The 14,069-nt window shown below is 39.8% G+C and carries 11 protein-coding genes; 6 read left to right on the top strand and 5 right to left on the bottom strand.

The window, feature by feature from the left end:
* Window positions 1–222: 222 nt before the first annotated feature.
* Entirely contained in the window at window positions 223–831 is a 609-nt protein-coding gene (locus H6G08_RS15690) for a nitroreductase family protein (RefSeq protein ID WP_190544258.1), read from the bottom strand.
* 332 nt (window positions 832–1,163) lie between these two features.
* Between H6G08_RS15690 and rbp the strand changes: the two genes are divergently transcribed.
* Window positions 1,164–1,481, top strand: coding sequence for an RNA-binding regulator (gene rbp, locus H6G08_RS15695; RefSeq protein ID WP_190544261.1), 318 nt, complete (start codon window positions 1,164–1,166; stop codon window positions 1,479–1,481).
* Between the two features lie 200 nt (window positions 1,482–1,681).
* Here the strand turns inward: rbp and H6G08_RS15700 are convergent, their stop codons facing one another.
* From H6G08_RS15700 to H6G08_RS15710, 3 genes are all read right to left on the bottom strand, one after another.
* Window positions 1,682–3,784 (bottom strand): M3 family metallopeptidase, encoded by a 2,103-nt coding sequence (locus H6G08_RS15700; protein WP_190544264.1) that lies wholly within the window; start codon window positions 3,782–3,784, stop codon window positions 1,682–1,684.
* A 147-nt stretch (window positions 3,785–3,931) separates the two neighbouring features.
* Entirely contained in the window at window positions 3,932–4,147 is a 216-nt protein-coding gene (locus tag H6G08_RS15705; protein WP_190544266.1) for a hypothetical protein, read from the bottom strand.
* A 302-nt stretch (window positions 4,148–4,449) separates the two neighbouring features.
* Window positions 4,450–4,926: a hypothetical protein gene (locus H6G08_RS15710; RefSeq protein WP_190544269.1), complete on the bottom strand. Its 477-nt coding sequence runs from the start codon at window positions 4,924–4,926 to the stop codon at window positions 4,450–4,452.
* 644 nt (window positions 4,927–5,570) lie between these two features.
* On the opposite strand from H6G08_RS15710, the gene H6G08_RS15715 reads away from it, so the two are divergent.
* Window positions 5,571–8,105: an NACHT domain-containing protein gene (locus H6G08_RS15715; protein WP_190544272.1), complete on the top strand. Its 2,535-nt coding sequence runs from the start codon at window positions 5,571–5,573 to the stop codon at window positions 8,103–8,105.
* 628 nt (window positions 8,106–8,733) lie between these two features.
* Window positions 8,734–8,931 carry a hypothetical protein gene (locus tag H6G08_RS15720; RefSeq protein WP_190544275.1) on the top strand — a complete coding sequence of 66 codons (198 nt, stop codon included), beginning with the start codon at window positions 8,734–8,736 and terminating at the stop codon, window positions 8,929–8,931.
* Window positions 8,932–9,003: 72 nt separating this feature from the next.
* Here H6G08_RS15720 and menD read toward each other — a convergent pair whose 3' ends face one another.
* On the bottom strand, window positions 9,004–10,746 hold the full coding sequence (menD, locus tag H6G08_RS15725) for a 2-succinyl-5-enolpyruvyl-6-hydroxy-3-cyclohexene-1-carboxylic-acid synthase (protein ID WP_190544278.1): 1,743 nt from the start codon (window positions 10,744–10,746) through the stop codon (window positions 9,004–9,006).
* A 104-nt stretch (window positions 10,747–10,850) separates the two neighbouring features.
* On the opposite strand from menD, the gene folB reads away from it, so the two are divergent.
* The 3 genes from folB (at window position 10,851) to H6G08_RS15740 (ending at window position 14,063) form a co-directional block, all read left to right on the top strand.
* Window positions 10,851–11,219: a dihydroneopterin aldolase gene (folB, locus tag H6G08_RS15730; RefSeq protein WP_190544281.1), complete on the top strand. Its 369-nt coding sequence runs from the start codon at window positions 10,851–10,853 to the stop codon at window positions 11,217–11,219.
* A 918-nt stretch (window positions 11,220–12,137) separates the two neighbouring features.
* On the top strand, window positions 12,138–13,427 hold the full coding sequence (locus tag H6G08_RS15735) for a GGDEF domain-containing response regulator (RefSeq protein ID WP_190544284.1): 1,290 nt from the start codon (window positions 12,138–12,140) through the stop codon (window positions 13,425–13,427).
* A 75-nt stretch (window positions 13,428–13,502) separates the two neighbouring features.
* Entirely contained in the window at window positions 13,503–14,063 is a 561-nt protein-coding gene (locus H6G08_RS15740) for a sugar O-acetyltransferase (protein WP_190544287.1), read from the top strand.
* Window positions 14,064–14,069: the final 6 nt, after the last annotated feature.

The raw sequence follows: 14,069 nt of genomic DNA on the forward strand, positions 1-14,069 counted from the left end.
CTCCACTTAGGAAAACAAAGAATGAGTCATTATTATATCTAACTACTACACGTATATTTGCATGAGCGATCGAACTCTGGAAGGGAAATAGTAGTTGCTAATATCAGCAAATATTTTATCTATATCCACGATGATTGAATGAAAGGCAGCATGAGAAATTGTCAGTACAAAGCTGCTGCCTGGAATTTTTGGATCGGCAGTCTCTTTTTTTGCGGTTTAATTTTAGTTGGTGACTAAGGGAGAAACCTGGTTCCAACTGCCAGAGAAAACAAAGGTTTCCAGGTTTTTGCGCTGGCGTGGCGCTAATTGTCGTTGTTGCAACTTTTCGGATAAGGTATTGACATCTCCTAAATAACCGAGAGCGATCGCTGCTACAGCTTCATAACCTTCAGCTATGCCATAAACTTCTTTGGCTTTAGCTGCATCAAATCCCCCCATTTGGTGAATATATAGTCCTAATGCAGTAGCTTGGATTGCTAGAGTCGCAGAAGCTGCTCCCACATCATGAAAAGCATGTCTGTTTTCTGTACCGTTATGCTGAAAGTAAAGCTTGGCGACAGACAGCATCAGTACTGGAGCATTCTTTGCCCAATCTTGATTTGCTGGTACTAGGCAACTTAATAACCGTTCAAATTCCACCGGATTATCTTTAGTTGCAACTATAAAGCTCCAAGGTTGCTCATTAAAACAAGATGCAGCCCAAGAAGCAGCTTCTAAAACGGTACATAATTTTTCTGTTTCTACTGGTTGTTCAGAGAAAGCTACAGGACTCCAACGCCGCAGCAGTAACTCTTCAACTGGATATTGGGTATTAGGTATGTTGTTGCTCATCAGCCGGCCTTTTTTTGCACAGTCTTTATCATACCTAAACGCAGCAGAACTTCGACACTTCGGTAAACTCAGTAACAAATAACCAATGACTATATGACTATTGAATATTGACAAATAATTTTTATCTTTCCCCCCAATAAGTTAAGAATAATTAGTTAAAAATTTTTTTAAAGTCTCCACTTGCTAAGAAGAGTTGCGGTATCATAAGTAAAGATGAGAATTAATTCGGTGATAGTGTTTTTTGTTAGTATTGATTGGCTTTTTCCTTTTGGTATTTTCAGACTCTCTCCGAAATCTAAATCTCTACAAGTTGACGATTTTGGAGACATTCTATGTCAGTTTATGTAGGTAACCTTTCTTACCAAGTTACAGAAGATGCACTGACTGCGGTTTTTGCAGAATATGGTTCTGTCAAGCGAGTTCAAATACCTACCGACCGTGAAACAGGCCGTGTACGCGGCTTTGCTTTTGTGGAGATGAGTTCAGACACTGAAGAGACTGCTGCTATTGAAGCGCTCGATGGTGCTGAATGGATGGGACGGGATCTCAAAGTTAATAAAGCCAAGCCCAAGGAAAGCAAAGGTTCCTTTGGTGGTGGTAATCGCGGTGGCTATGGCGGTGGCGGTGGAAACCGTGGCGGTCGCTACTAAATTACAGGGTTTATTAAAAAAAGTTTAGGGACTGTAATTTCATCAGTCCCACTAACTTTATTAAATTTTGTTAAAGCTCAAACATTGCTGTTTGAGCTTTTTTAATATTGGGCATTGGGCATTGGAACAATTTTGGATTTTGGATTTTGGATTTTAGATTGTATTTGAATCTAAAATCCAAAATCTAAAATCTAAAATTCCTAGCCCCTACTTAAGCCATTGTGTCTCAACAAGGGAGCAGTACTAGGTTCCCGTCCCCGGAAGGTTGTAAATACTTCCATTGGGTGTTTGCTACCACCTAGCGCCAGGACTGTATCGCGGTAGCGTCTACCAGTATCTTTGATTGCTGCTTCGTTTTCTAGCCCTGCTTCTTCAAAGGCGGCAAAAGCATCTGCACTCAGGACTTCAGCCCATTTGTAACTGTAATAACCTGCCGCATAACCACCGCCAAAGATGTGACCGAAAGCACATAAAAAAGCATCTTCAGGGAGTGGAGGTAAGACTGTGGTAGTTTTGGCGATGCGGTGACGGACATCGCTGGGGGTTTCGTTACCACCGGGACGATAGCGTGAATGTAGTTCTAAATCTACACTGCTAAAGTGAAGTTGACGCAACATCCCGCTACCACTCATGTAATTGCGTGCGGCTATGAGCTTTTGATAATAATGTTCTGGTAAAGGTTCGCCTGTTTGGTAATGTTTCGCCATCCCAAATAAGGTGGGACGCTCATAACACCAGTTTTCCATGAATTGGCTGGGTAGTTCGACGGCATCCCATTCGACATTATTTATACCTGCCGCCCCTGTATAATCCACTTTGGTAAGCATGTGGTGTAAACCATGTCCAAACTCGTGGAATAAGGTTTCTACTTCGTTGAAAGTCATTAAGCTGGGCTGACCATCAATGGGGGGTGTTTGATTACAAACTAAGTAGGCGACTGGTAAGCGGATGCCAGTCACGCCATTTTCGACGATTTTACCGCGATTAATGCAAACATCCATCCAAGCACCGCCGCGTTTTTCGGCAGGGCGACTGTAGGGATCGAGGTAAAAGTAAGCGATGGGCGCACCGGTTTCGTCAGCGATTTGGAAGTAACGGACATCTTCATGCCATACTGGGGCTTGACCATCGGCGGGGGTGACGGTAACGCCAAATAAGCGATTTACTAAGCCAAATAAACCGTCGAGAACTTGAGGAAGGGGGAAGTAAGGACGTAATTCTTCGGCGGTAAAGTCAAATTTTGCTTCTCGCTGACGTTCCGCCCAAAAGCTAATATCCCAGTGTTTTAAATCTTCAGCTTCTTGTGCGCCTTTAGATAAAGCAAATTCTTTGAGTGCGGTTAAATCTTTGACGGCTGCATCATAACTTACCTGACGCAGTTCTTCTAGTAAAGCTTCCACGGCTTCGACATTAGGAGCCATTTTACTGGCTAGGCTCAATTCAGCAAAGTTATGGAAGCCGAGTAAACCGGCTAGTTCTTGACGTAATTCTAAAATGCGCTCGATCAGGGGATTGTTATCTAAATCGCCAGAAGCAGCACGACTGATAAATGCTTTGTATAGCTGTTCGCGCAAATCGCGTCTGGTGCTATGCTGCATAAAAGGCCCGTAACTGGGGAAGTCTAAGGTGATGCGCCAAGGGCCATTTTCTGGTGTAGCGTTTTCTTCACCGGCAGCACGGGCGGCTTGGGCTGCTAGACTGAGTAAGCTTTGGGGTAAGCCGTCGATTTCTGCTTTAGTGGTGAGGGTTAAGCTAAAAGCTTTGGTAGCATCTAACACATGATTAGAGAATTTGGTGGAAAGTTCTGCTAATTCTAGTTGAATGGCGTTGAAACGTTCTTTGGCTTCTCCTTCTAAGCCGACACCAGATAGTTCTGCGTCGCGAATTGCAGCTTCTACAATTCTTTGCTGTGCTGATTCTAAGGTGTTCCATTCAGCACTATTACGGAGAGATTTGAAAGCATTGTATAGAGGTTTGCTTTGTCCGAGCTTGGTGAAGAATTGAACGACATCTGGCTGTACTGCTTCGTAAGCTTCCCGGAGTTCGGGGCTATTTTTTACCCCCATTAAATGGTTGACTATTCCCCAAGTCCAAGATAAGCGTTCTGTGAGTTTATCTAAGGGTTCTACTAAACTGCTCCAAGTTGGCTGTACATTAGTTTCTAAGTTGGCAAGTTCTGTATCTAGTTCTGTAACGAGCTGCTGAAAGGCTGGTACTACTTGCTCTGGTTTAATTTCTGTAAAGGGAGGTAAGCCAGTACCTTTAAGTAGGGGATTTTGGGAAATAATAGCGTTTGCATTCATGATGATGTGTGAGCGGCGATCGCTTTGACTCGATAATGATTTTTGGTTATATATTTTCTAATGTAACGATCGCTGTGCCATTTCGGGGCTAATCCTAGAGATTACAGCTTGTATCATCTGGAGAGCGATCGCTACATTTACAAGATGCTATTGTTCTGGTAGTTGAGCCGGTGATTGACTATTTACCTCTGGTAACGGTAAGTCAATCCCACGGCTAGTAGGAGAAGCATCAATAATGACTGTGAAGTTGAAAGGTGTCACCTGTAGAGAAACTTTCCCGTCAAACCCCAGTAGCATCGCTAACAAACTAGCCAACAAAGCAGTATAAAGAAAAATCCAAACATTATTTTGTGGGCGATTCACAGAGTTCATCCTTTTGATTGAGTAGGTGTGTGAATCCCTACGCCCAAGTTATGAGAGGAAAAAGCCAACAGTGAAACGGTCAAAGCCGATGGCTGAGTGATAAAATATGAATAGAGAAAAAATTAGTCGGCTCGAATCCTGTGATTCTTAACTTGGGTTCGGGCTTTTTCATTAGCGATGGGGAAGTTATCCCGAATCGCTAAAAACGTTAATTTTTGGGTAAATTTTTCCCATAATAGAGATTTTGTGCATATTTTCAACATGACCCTGATGTGAGATGTAGTAGATGCATAGGGTTGAGATTAGCGATCGCTTGCGGCAGAATAAACTTGATTTTGTGTCAGTATCCAGGTTTGTAGCCGATCAATTAGCTCATTTTCAGTTTTTGCATGGTATCCCATGACTTCAATACCTTGAATGAGGGTACTTTGCTCAAGCTGATTACCATGTAAGGATTTGCTCCAAGAACTAATGGTATTGACTGCGAATCTTATCTCCCCCACTAAACTCAAAAGCGACTGACTAGCAGCTGCGGAAACAAAACGCCTGTTGAGTAATTCATCTAGAAGTAGGCTTTGGATATGAGCGTTCTCCTCAATAAATTCCAAGGCGATACGTTTCTTCTTTTGATCCAGCCTCACTCGACTTAAAAGGATTAAAGCGGAGTTGATGTTATTCAGGGTAACTCTGAATTTGTCACAAATTAGACAATTAAGTTCATTTAAGCGCTCATTTGGCGGTTTTAGGTATGCCTTATGGCTGATTTTGCTGTTGCTCATAAGATGTATTTGAGAATAAGCGGTAGTGAGGTTAGGAAAATATCGGTAATGAGCGGTTATTTGCCATCTTCAAACCTTTTATAAAGAACTGCTACTATCTGGAGATGGAAAAAATTTAAATTGCAACTTCTATCTTGAGGAAGAGAAGCTAGAAATAGAAGCTAACAAAACACGGAAATTTATTGCTGAGAAATGATTTTGTCAGTAATGAGAGATACATGATTTTTTGTTGATGCTATGTATTACTCACAATCAATAGCAATTTGCTTTGATGTAGCGAAATTATTGACTTTGGGTAGAAACTAGAAACACAGCAGCCGGGATCAATATCAAATAGGAGTTATCCAGCTTTGAGGATGTTAATCAAGGGTGGTAAGTATCGTCACCCCATCAGGTACATCTTTGTAAAGTAACAATAAAACTCAGATGGAAAATGATGAATAGCTAGTATTATAAGTATTTGTACGGTAAAATACATTTGAAAATATCTGGAAATGTCTATAAAAGCTGAAAAAATAGACAAAACAGAAAATTTGAGTCATCAATTATCTAATCTTTTAGCGATGATTGTTTTAATATTTGCCCGCTCCATTGGCTCTAGTTTCTAGAGGGTGCAAAAATTATCCAGAAGTAGAGGATAGGAAATGACAGCAATCATCATCGTGCAAGAGATTTGGGAAAAATTAAAGCAAGCTTATATAGAAAAGTTTGGCGGTTCGCCTAAACTACTGATTACTGAACTGAATAATGTTTATCGAGATAAAACTAACAGTACTAAAGATGTCATCTCCGATAAAACTATTCGCAATTTTTTTAATAGTAGCGAACCCATCAAGATGCAAGAGAAGAACTTGAATTTCTTGTGCGGTGTATTATTGGGTTACGAAAGTTATCAAGAAGCGTTAAGACAACAAGCTGCTGTAGAGAAAGGCAAAACAGTAGATGTTGAGGTGAAGACAGATTGGATTGCAGAATACCAAGAATATATTCAGGTAAAATGCAACAATATGAAAGTGCTGTCAATGACTCAGCCAGTACAACTTAATAGCATTTACACCAATGTCAAAGTTCTGGAAACGGTTCCAGCTAAACACCAAAAAACAATTGAAGATTTACGCCTGAATTTATCCAACGAAAATCTCAAATTTAGTCGGCTGAATTATCGAGTGCGTCATGACGATATTTTAGCTTTTGATGCAGTCAAAAAATATCGCAAGCTGTTGGTTTGGGGTAGCCCTGGTGCAGGTAAGACGACATTTTTAAAACATCTAGCAACATCGGCTAGGGATTTAGAAAATCAACCCCTACCAATTTGGATTTCTTTAAAAGCATTTGCAGATGTAGAAAATCAACCCAATTTGATTGATTTTATTGAAAAAGATTTTATCAAATTTGTGACTCAGCCAGCAGAAATTGTACAGCAGTTGCTCAAATTAGGGCGCTGTTTGATTTTGTTAGATGGCTTAGATGAAGTTGCAGAAACCCAAAGCGATCGCATTTATCGCCAAATTCATAGTTTTGTCGAGCAATATCCCAAAAATATCTTTGTTTTAACTTGTCGTTCTGGTGCGGTAGATTATATATTTGAGCATTTTACCGAAGTAGAAATCGCAGATTTTAAAGAACCACAAGTTAAGGAATTTGTCAGACAATGGTTTAAACTGTGCCAGGAACCAGCGTTAGCAGCTAAATTTTTAGGAGAATTAGAAAAGAATAGTTCTATTAAAGAGCTAACCACAAGTCCGTTGCTGTTGACTATGTTATGTTTGGTATTTCAAGATAACTATGAGTTTCCGAGAAATCGCTACTTATTGACTGAAGATGCGGTGAATATTCTGTTACGCAAATGGGATGCTAGCAGACGCATAGATAGAAATGCAGTTAATAAATTTAATTTACCATATCAGCGCAAAGTCAACTTACTAAGTCAAATAGCTTATCAAGCTTTTAACCAAGAACCACAACAGTATTTTTGGTTGCAACGAGAGTTAGAAACCTTAATTGAGGATTATTTAGACAATTTTCTAGAAATTCCGCCAGAAACTTTGGCGGAGGAAAGTCAGGAGATTTTAAAAGCGATTGAAACTAATCATGGCTTATTGATTAAACAATCCCAAGATGTTTACTCTTTTTCGCATCTGACATTTCAAGAATATTTTGTAGCGCATCATGTAGTAGAAAGCAGAAATCAAGCGACGTTAAATGAAGTGATACAACAACATTTAACAAAGCGTCAGTGGCGAGAAGTATTTTTGATGATTGCGGGAAGATTGGCGAATACTGATGATTTTTTTAAATTGATGTTTCGCCAAATTAATCTGCTAGTCGTGGAAAACAAGGTTTTACAAGATATGTTAATTTGGCTAGATAATGTCACTACCTTACATGGTGTCAAATCTAGTTCTTGGCGGGCTTTTTATTTGTTTGTCGATCAGGTATTTGAATTATATAGTAATTTACAGTCAAAGATTGATTACCATTTAGCGCAAGAACTAGCTGTTAGTTTAAGAGAAATCAATAAAGAAAGAAAATCTATACATCCTCGTTCTTTACTATCGGATTTTGCGTTTGATTTGGTTGATTACCATGCCCATATAGTAGATACAAAAACTCAAGAAAAAGGCTTTGAATCGCAAAACTTAAGTCCTTTGTTAAAGCAAGAACTTCCGGCTAGCGAGCAAATTGTCACAAAACCGCAACTGCGAACAGAAGTTAGTTTAATTGATAAAAATAGTGGCGTAATTTGTATTACTAAACCAGCACAAGAAAATATTCAGTCAGAATCGCAACAAATACAACCAAATTACTCGCTGGCGCAAGTTCATCATTGTAGCGAATATGCAGAGGAACCGGGTAATTATATCAATGAAGATTTAGCAGAGTTTCTCGTTTTTTTAAAAGAAAGTCGCCCAGATGAGCAAGCACCAGAATCAGATTGGTTAGACTGGGCGAATAGATTGCGATCGGCTATGCGTTTATATTTAGATATTGGTTGGAATGATGTGATATTTACTGAAGATGAAATTAAGATTTTAAAAGATTATTTTTACGCTAATATTCTGCTGCTTAAATGTATTCACAGCGATAGTTACTTGACTAAAGATTTACGCAATCAAATTATTGACCATTTGTTGTTGCCTAGTCAACGTATTCCTGCAGCTTTGTTGACTGTTGGTTGAGGGTTGAAAAGGTAGTCAATAGTCAATAGTCAGAGGTTGTTTGAAAAGTGGTTGGCTGTGATTTTAGATACTAGTCGATCCCCCCTAACCCCCCTTAAAAAAGGGGGGAAAAGAATCAAAGTCCCCCTTTTTAAGGAGGATTTAGGGGGATCTCAAACTTTTGGCTCCTAACAAGAAGACTTTTAAAACATCCTCTCAATAGTCAATAGTCAGTAGGGGCGGGTTTATTGAGAATTATCGTTGATCGGTGAGGATATTTGTGAACCCGCCCGTACAGTTGTCAATAGTCAAGGCGATTTTTAAGACAGATGAACGCGAGAAAATCTTATTTAATTTATCAGCTTATCCCGAAATCCCGCCGTCACCCTGAAGGGTGCGGCTAATTGTACAAAGCCTACCTTTGTAGGCTGAAGAAATTTAGGCTGCGTAGGTGGGTTTTGTAACTTTAGCTCCAGGCTTTGAGGGTGTGGGTGTTATTTTGGGTGAACGAGAGGATTTTTTGAGCGCAATTTCGCAAATGCTTATGCTGCCGAATTATGCAGGTTCGTTACCGCTAGTTGCCGGAATTTACCATTTAATACTATGATATTCAGATACATTACAGCAGTTGCAACAATTGCTACTCTTTATGGAACAGCAGATTCAAAAAGTATGTCAGCAGAAACTAGGTGGAAAGTGGAAAGACGGCTGTTGTACCGATAATCCACCAGTAGATCATATTTCTTTCCCGTCTAATGCGATCGCATCTGCAGAGCAATATCCCATAGCCTCAACTGAGTCACAAACAGACTCACCAGCAGCGAATACAGTGTTAATTCAGGATTAGCTAGAAACTTCGTAATTCGTAATTCGTAATTCGTAATTCGTAATTAAGAATTTATCAGTCAACCGTCAACCGTCAACATTTAATATTATTCGCAAATTGTTGTAAATTTTCTCGTCGCCATTGGGCATCATGGGCGCGATTTGTTCTCAGTTCCAAAACACGAATTCCTTGGGTTGGTAGTGGGTTTAATTTTTGTTGTAACTGTTCCCAATTATTAATTAATTCATGCTCTACGCTATAGGTAGCGCACAATTGAGCAAAATCAATATCTTGGGGAGTGCCAAAAAACTCCTCAAAAGGTGGGTTAAATTTGGCAATGGGTAACATTTCAAAAATACCGCCACCATTGTTATTAATTAATAAAATTGTGAGATGTCCGATAAATTTGTTGCGAATTAAAAAGCCATTAGTATCGTGTAATAAAGCCAAATCTCCTGTTAACATCACAGCACTTTGATTGTGATGGGCGATTCCTAAAGCTGTAGATAATGTGCCATCAATACCATTAGCACCCCGGTTAAAATGCGATCGCACTCCTAAATTATTCGGTTGCCAAAAAAATTCTACATCCCGCACTGGCATACTATTAGCAATAAATAAGGGCGTTCCTGGCGGTAAAGTTTGCGAAAGTAACCAAGCTGCTTTACCTTCAAATAACTCCGCCATTGTCCCCAAAGTCCGATCAACAGCAGTTCTCACTTGAGCTTCTACATCACACCACAATTGCAAGTATTCCGGAATTGATTCCCTACCTTGTCCCCCAACCTCTAATTCCTCAATCGAAATTCTCAAATGAGTCGTCTTTCCATGTAAAGGATCAAGATTTTGATCGCTAGGATCTATTACCCAGCGTCGCGGTTGTGTAGCATTGATCCAATTACGTAATTCTTTACTAGTAGGCATTTCTCCTACTTGAATTACCATTGTGGGTGCTAGTTCTTTACTTAATTGGGGATGGCGCAGAATTAAATCGTAGGTGGAAATTAAATCAGGGTTGAGGTGGGCGTAATTTCTTAGGGGTGAGAGTCCTTCGGCGAGAACAGGCCATTTTAAAGTTTGAGAAAGTCGGGCGATCGCTCTACAATAATCTTGCGGTTGCTGTGGTTGGGCAACACCAGCGATAATAATTCCGCGATCGCATTGCAGCCATTCATCGGGAATTGGGTATCGGGAATGGGGTATAGGGAAAGTATTTGTTAATCCCGCGAAAAACTCTACAAAATTTAACTGAGATTGCAAATCACTCAAATCAATACCATCAGGAACCGGCGCTAAAGGATCGCGTAAAGGAATGTTGAGATGTACTGGCCCCGGTGAGGGTATTTGCGTCCGTTCCCAAGCATGAATAATTGTTTGTCGTAGATAGCCAAGCATCCCCATATCTGCTATGGGTAAAGTTAATTCTGTCTGCCAGTTGGGATATCCACCGTATAACTTTAGTTGATCGATAGTTTGTCCGGAGTGACAATCGCGCAATTCTGGCGGTCTATCCGCAGTTAAGATTAACAAAGGTACGCGACTTTCTCTAGCTTCAATTACAGCTGGATAAAAATTCGCGCCAGCTGTCCCAGAAGTACAAACCAGTACCGCAGGTTTCCCACTCGCTTTTGCTTGTCCTAGAGCAAAAAAAGCGGCGGAACGTTCATCGAGAATTGAGATAACATCAATATCCGGCCTTTGTGCAGCAAACGCCACTGCTAGCGGTGTAGAACGGGAACCCGGACAAATCACAGCACAAGCCAACCCTAAACGCTTGAGGGTCTGAGTTAAGATATCAGCCCAAAGTTGATTAACATTGCTATAAGCGATCGACATTCCAGCAAACAGAACAATAACTAAATCCTCAACTACTCAAGCCTATACTGCAACGGGACAAATCCAGCTAAAATCCAGAATGCAAAATTCGTATTTTGACTGTTATGGACTGCATTCATTTAACGGGAATTCGCGGTTATGGCTACACGGGGTTTTTAGCAGAAGAACAGGTTCTCGGACAATGGTTTGAGGCTGATGTGACATTATGGTTAGATTTGGCGACTCCGGGACAGACAGATGCGATCGCAGATACAGTAGATTATCGCAGCGTGATTAGCTTAGTCCAAAGCCTGATTAAAACATCCAAGTTTGCTTTAGTGGAAAAGCTAGCTAGCACAATTGCAGATTCTATTCTCCAACAGAGCGATCGCATTACCCAAGTCAAAGTCATTCTCTGCAAACCCGCAGCACCCATCCCCGACTTTGGCGGCAAAATTCTGATTGAATTGACTAGAACTCAGCCCAATATTTAAGAGTGGTCAATGGTCAATGGTCAATAGTCAATGGTCAATGGTTAATGCTTAATGGTCAATCAATTCTCAACAGTGGACTATTGACTCTGGACTATTGACTCTGGACTATTGACTCTGGACTATTGACTCTAGACTATTGACTCTGGACTATTGACTTCAATATTTTTCTGCTGAAAATTTATCCATCAGGATTTTTTGGACAATATTTTTATACATGTAAGTAATTGTTTTATCTTGGCTTAAATATAAGCAATCTATCATTCTTATCTCATCCAATTGATAGAGGATTTAAATAAATAGTATATTGTTATACTTTTTATATAGTAAAATCCTGTACTATTCGTTCAAAACATACATTAGGATTTTTAATCTACTCAGTCAAAAGTGTAGCAAAAAATAGCCGGACTACACATTAAATATCCTGAATACTTGCAACAGTCTAGAAGAATTTGATAAGCTAATTGTCACTGAAATTGCAACATTTTCATGGTGTTAAAAGCTGCCTAGTGTCTCCCTTACACCCTGCGGTTTCAATGTGTAAATTAAATGCTTCACAGTTTATTACTTCTAGAATACCTATTATTTAGTCAGTCTATTAAGGTTCAAATCTTTATTACCCTTCCGTAGAAACCGCAAAGATTTGTGCTTTTTCTGATTCATTACTGTCAAATTGCCAAAAAATTTATTTAGTTTCAGATAATTGTATGGCAATTTACATTTTTAAATAGTATCTTGGCTTATTAACCGGATATCAACTGTATGAGGAAAATCAAAAATATGTAAATAAAAACTTAGTTATTCTTTTACTCCAGGTACTACACAGGTAGATTAGAGATTGATTATTATAGGATTATTGATTTTCAGAGTGAGCCGAGACTGAAAACAAAATCTGCACTTTAGCCAACAGATTAGTCTAACATGTTCTCCCACAAAATCTTAGTTGTTGAGGATGAAAGAATCCTAGCTTCAGATATCAGAAATAGTTTGCAGAAGTTAGGGTATTCTGTTTTAGAATTGACAGCTTCTGGTGAAGAAGCCATCAAAAAAATAGCGGAGGATAATCCACATTTAGTATTAATTGATATCTGCTTGGCAGGTAAAATTAATGGTACTGAAATTGGGGATATTATCCAGAATGATTTCCAGATACCAGTTGTGTATTTAACTGAGTATTCAGCAGACAAGCAAACACACCAAAAGCAACTCAGCGAGCCATTTAGTTATATTCACAAACCATGTGCTGAAAAAGACTTACATTTTGCTGTAGAAATGGCTCTTTACAAGCATCGGTTGAACCAAAAATATGAAGCAGAAAAGCAGCGACTCACAGCAATTATTAACAGTATGGGCTGTGGCGTAGTTGTTACTTGTGCTGATGGGAGTATTCAAATGATGAATCCTGTAGCCGAAGCACTCACAGGTTGGAGGCAAAATGAAGCTTATGGCAAGGATTTAGAAGAAGTTGTAAACTTAATTGACAAAGAGATGGATGAAGTAATTGATAATTTAGCCACTAAAGCTATACAAGCAGGAGAGGTTTTAAATATCCCCGATAACTGTAACCTGCTGACTAAGGATGGCAAGATTATACCTATTGGTGATTCTGTAGCACCGATTCGCGATGCTGATGGCAATATCGATGGTGCGGTTTTAGTCTTTCAAGATATTAGTCAACGCAAACAAACAGAAGCACAATTACTGCGCAATGCTTGTCACGATGCCTTAACTGCGCTTCCCAATCGAGTATTATTTCTAGATCGTCTCAGGCAAACAATTGAACGCAGCAGACGACGCAATGATTATAATTTTGCAGTTTTATTTTTAGATTTAGATGGTTTTAAGGGGATTAACGATCGCTTTGGTCACGCAATCGGCGATGATTTTCTAGTAGCGATCGCGCGTCGTTTAGAGTTATGTTTACGTAGTGGCGATACAGTTGCTAGATTTGGTGGGGATGAATTTGCTGTCCTTTTAGAAGATATTAAAGACGTTACAGACGCTACTAATGTTGCTAAACGCATTCAAGAAGCTTTAAGCGTACCACTTAACCTCAACGGACATCAGATAATTCCCACAGCTAGCATTGGTATTGCTTTGAGTAGCAGTCATTATGAAGAACCCCACAACCTACTCAGAGATGCTGATATTGCAATGTACCATGCTAAACGGCAAGGAAAAGCTCGCTATGGCGTGTTTTCAAACGCTTAAACTCTTCAACTTTTAGCGATAGATTGTCAGTTATGATGTAATTGGCAACAAAATCTCAAGTCTGAAAATTCTGTGATGGAGAAAACAGAGAAGCAGAAAATGCTGGCTGGCGAATTATATTGGGCAGAAGACACAGAACTAGTCACTGAGAGGAAACGCGCCTCTCGTCTTTTGCGAATGTACAACGCTACCACCGAAGAACAAGAAGAGCAAAAGTGGCAGATTTTACAAGAATTATTTGGGCAAATAGGTAAAAAAGCTACAATTGTGCCACCATTTTACTGTGATTATGGCAGTAACATTTACGCAGGCGATCGCTTATTTATGAACTTTGGCTGTGTAATTTTAGACTGCAATACAGTTCATATTGGTGAAAATGTCATGTGCGCCCCTTACGTGCAGATATACACTGCCTACCATCCTACAGAACCAGAGATTCGGCTTGCCGACAGAGAATTAGCCGCACCAGTCAAAATTGGTAATAACGTATGGATTGGTGGCAGTGCAATTATTTGCCCCGGAGTCACAATTGGAGATAATACAACTATTGGTGCTGGTAGTGTCGTAGTGAAAGATGTACCTGAAAATGTTGTAGCTGCTGGCAACCCATGCCGTATTATCCGGCACCTATCCTAAAATTTG

It is taken from the genome of Calothrix anomala FACHB-343 (assembly GCF_014696435.1).
Classification (GTDB): domain Bacteria; phylum Cyanobacteriota; class Cyanobacteriia; order Cyanobacteriales; family Nostocaceae; genus Aulosira; species Aulosira anomala_A.

Bases quoted from the DNA above. Each gene is read 5' to 3' on its own strand.
- H6G08_RS15710 (WP_190544269.1), bottom strand. From the start codon at position 4,926: ATGAGCAACAGCAAAATCAGCCATAAGGCATACCTAAAACCGCCAAAT.
- menD (WP_190544278.1), bottom strand. From the start codon at position 10,746: ATGTCGATCGCTTATAGCAATGTTAATCAACTTTGGGCTGATATCTTA.
- H6G08_RS15735 (WP_190544284.1), top strand. From the start codon at position 12,138: ATGTTCTCCCACAAAATCTTAGTTGTTGAGGATGAAAGAATCCTAGCT.
- H6G08_RS15700 (WP_190544264.1), bottom strand. From the start codon at position 3,784: ATGAATGCAAACGCTATTATTTCCCAAAATCCCCTACTTAAAGGTACT.
- H6G08_RS15690 (WP_190544258.1), bottom strand. From the start codon at position 831: ATGAGCAACAACATACCTAATACCCAATATCCAGTTGAAGAGTTACTG.
- H6G08_RS15715 (WP_190544272.1), top strand. From the start codon at position 5,571: ATGACAGCAATCATCATCGTGCAAGAGATTTGGGAAAAATTAAAGCAA.
- H6G08_RS15740 (WP_190544287.1), top strand. From the start codon at position 13,503: ATGGAGAAAACAGAGAAGCAGAAAATGCTGGCTGGCGAATTATATTGG.
- folB (WP_190544281.1), top strand. From the start codon at position 10,851: ATGGACTGCATTCATTTAACGGGAATTCGCGGTTATGGCTACACGGGG.
- rbp (WP_190544261.1), top strand. From the start codon at position 1,164: ATGTCAGTTTATGTAGGTAACCTTTCTTACCAAGTTACAGAAGATGCA.
- H6G08_RS15720 (WP_190544275.1), top strand. From the start codon at position 8,734: ATGGAACAGCAGATTCAAAAAGTATGTCAGCAGAAACTAGGTGGAAAG.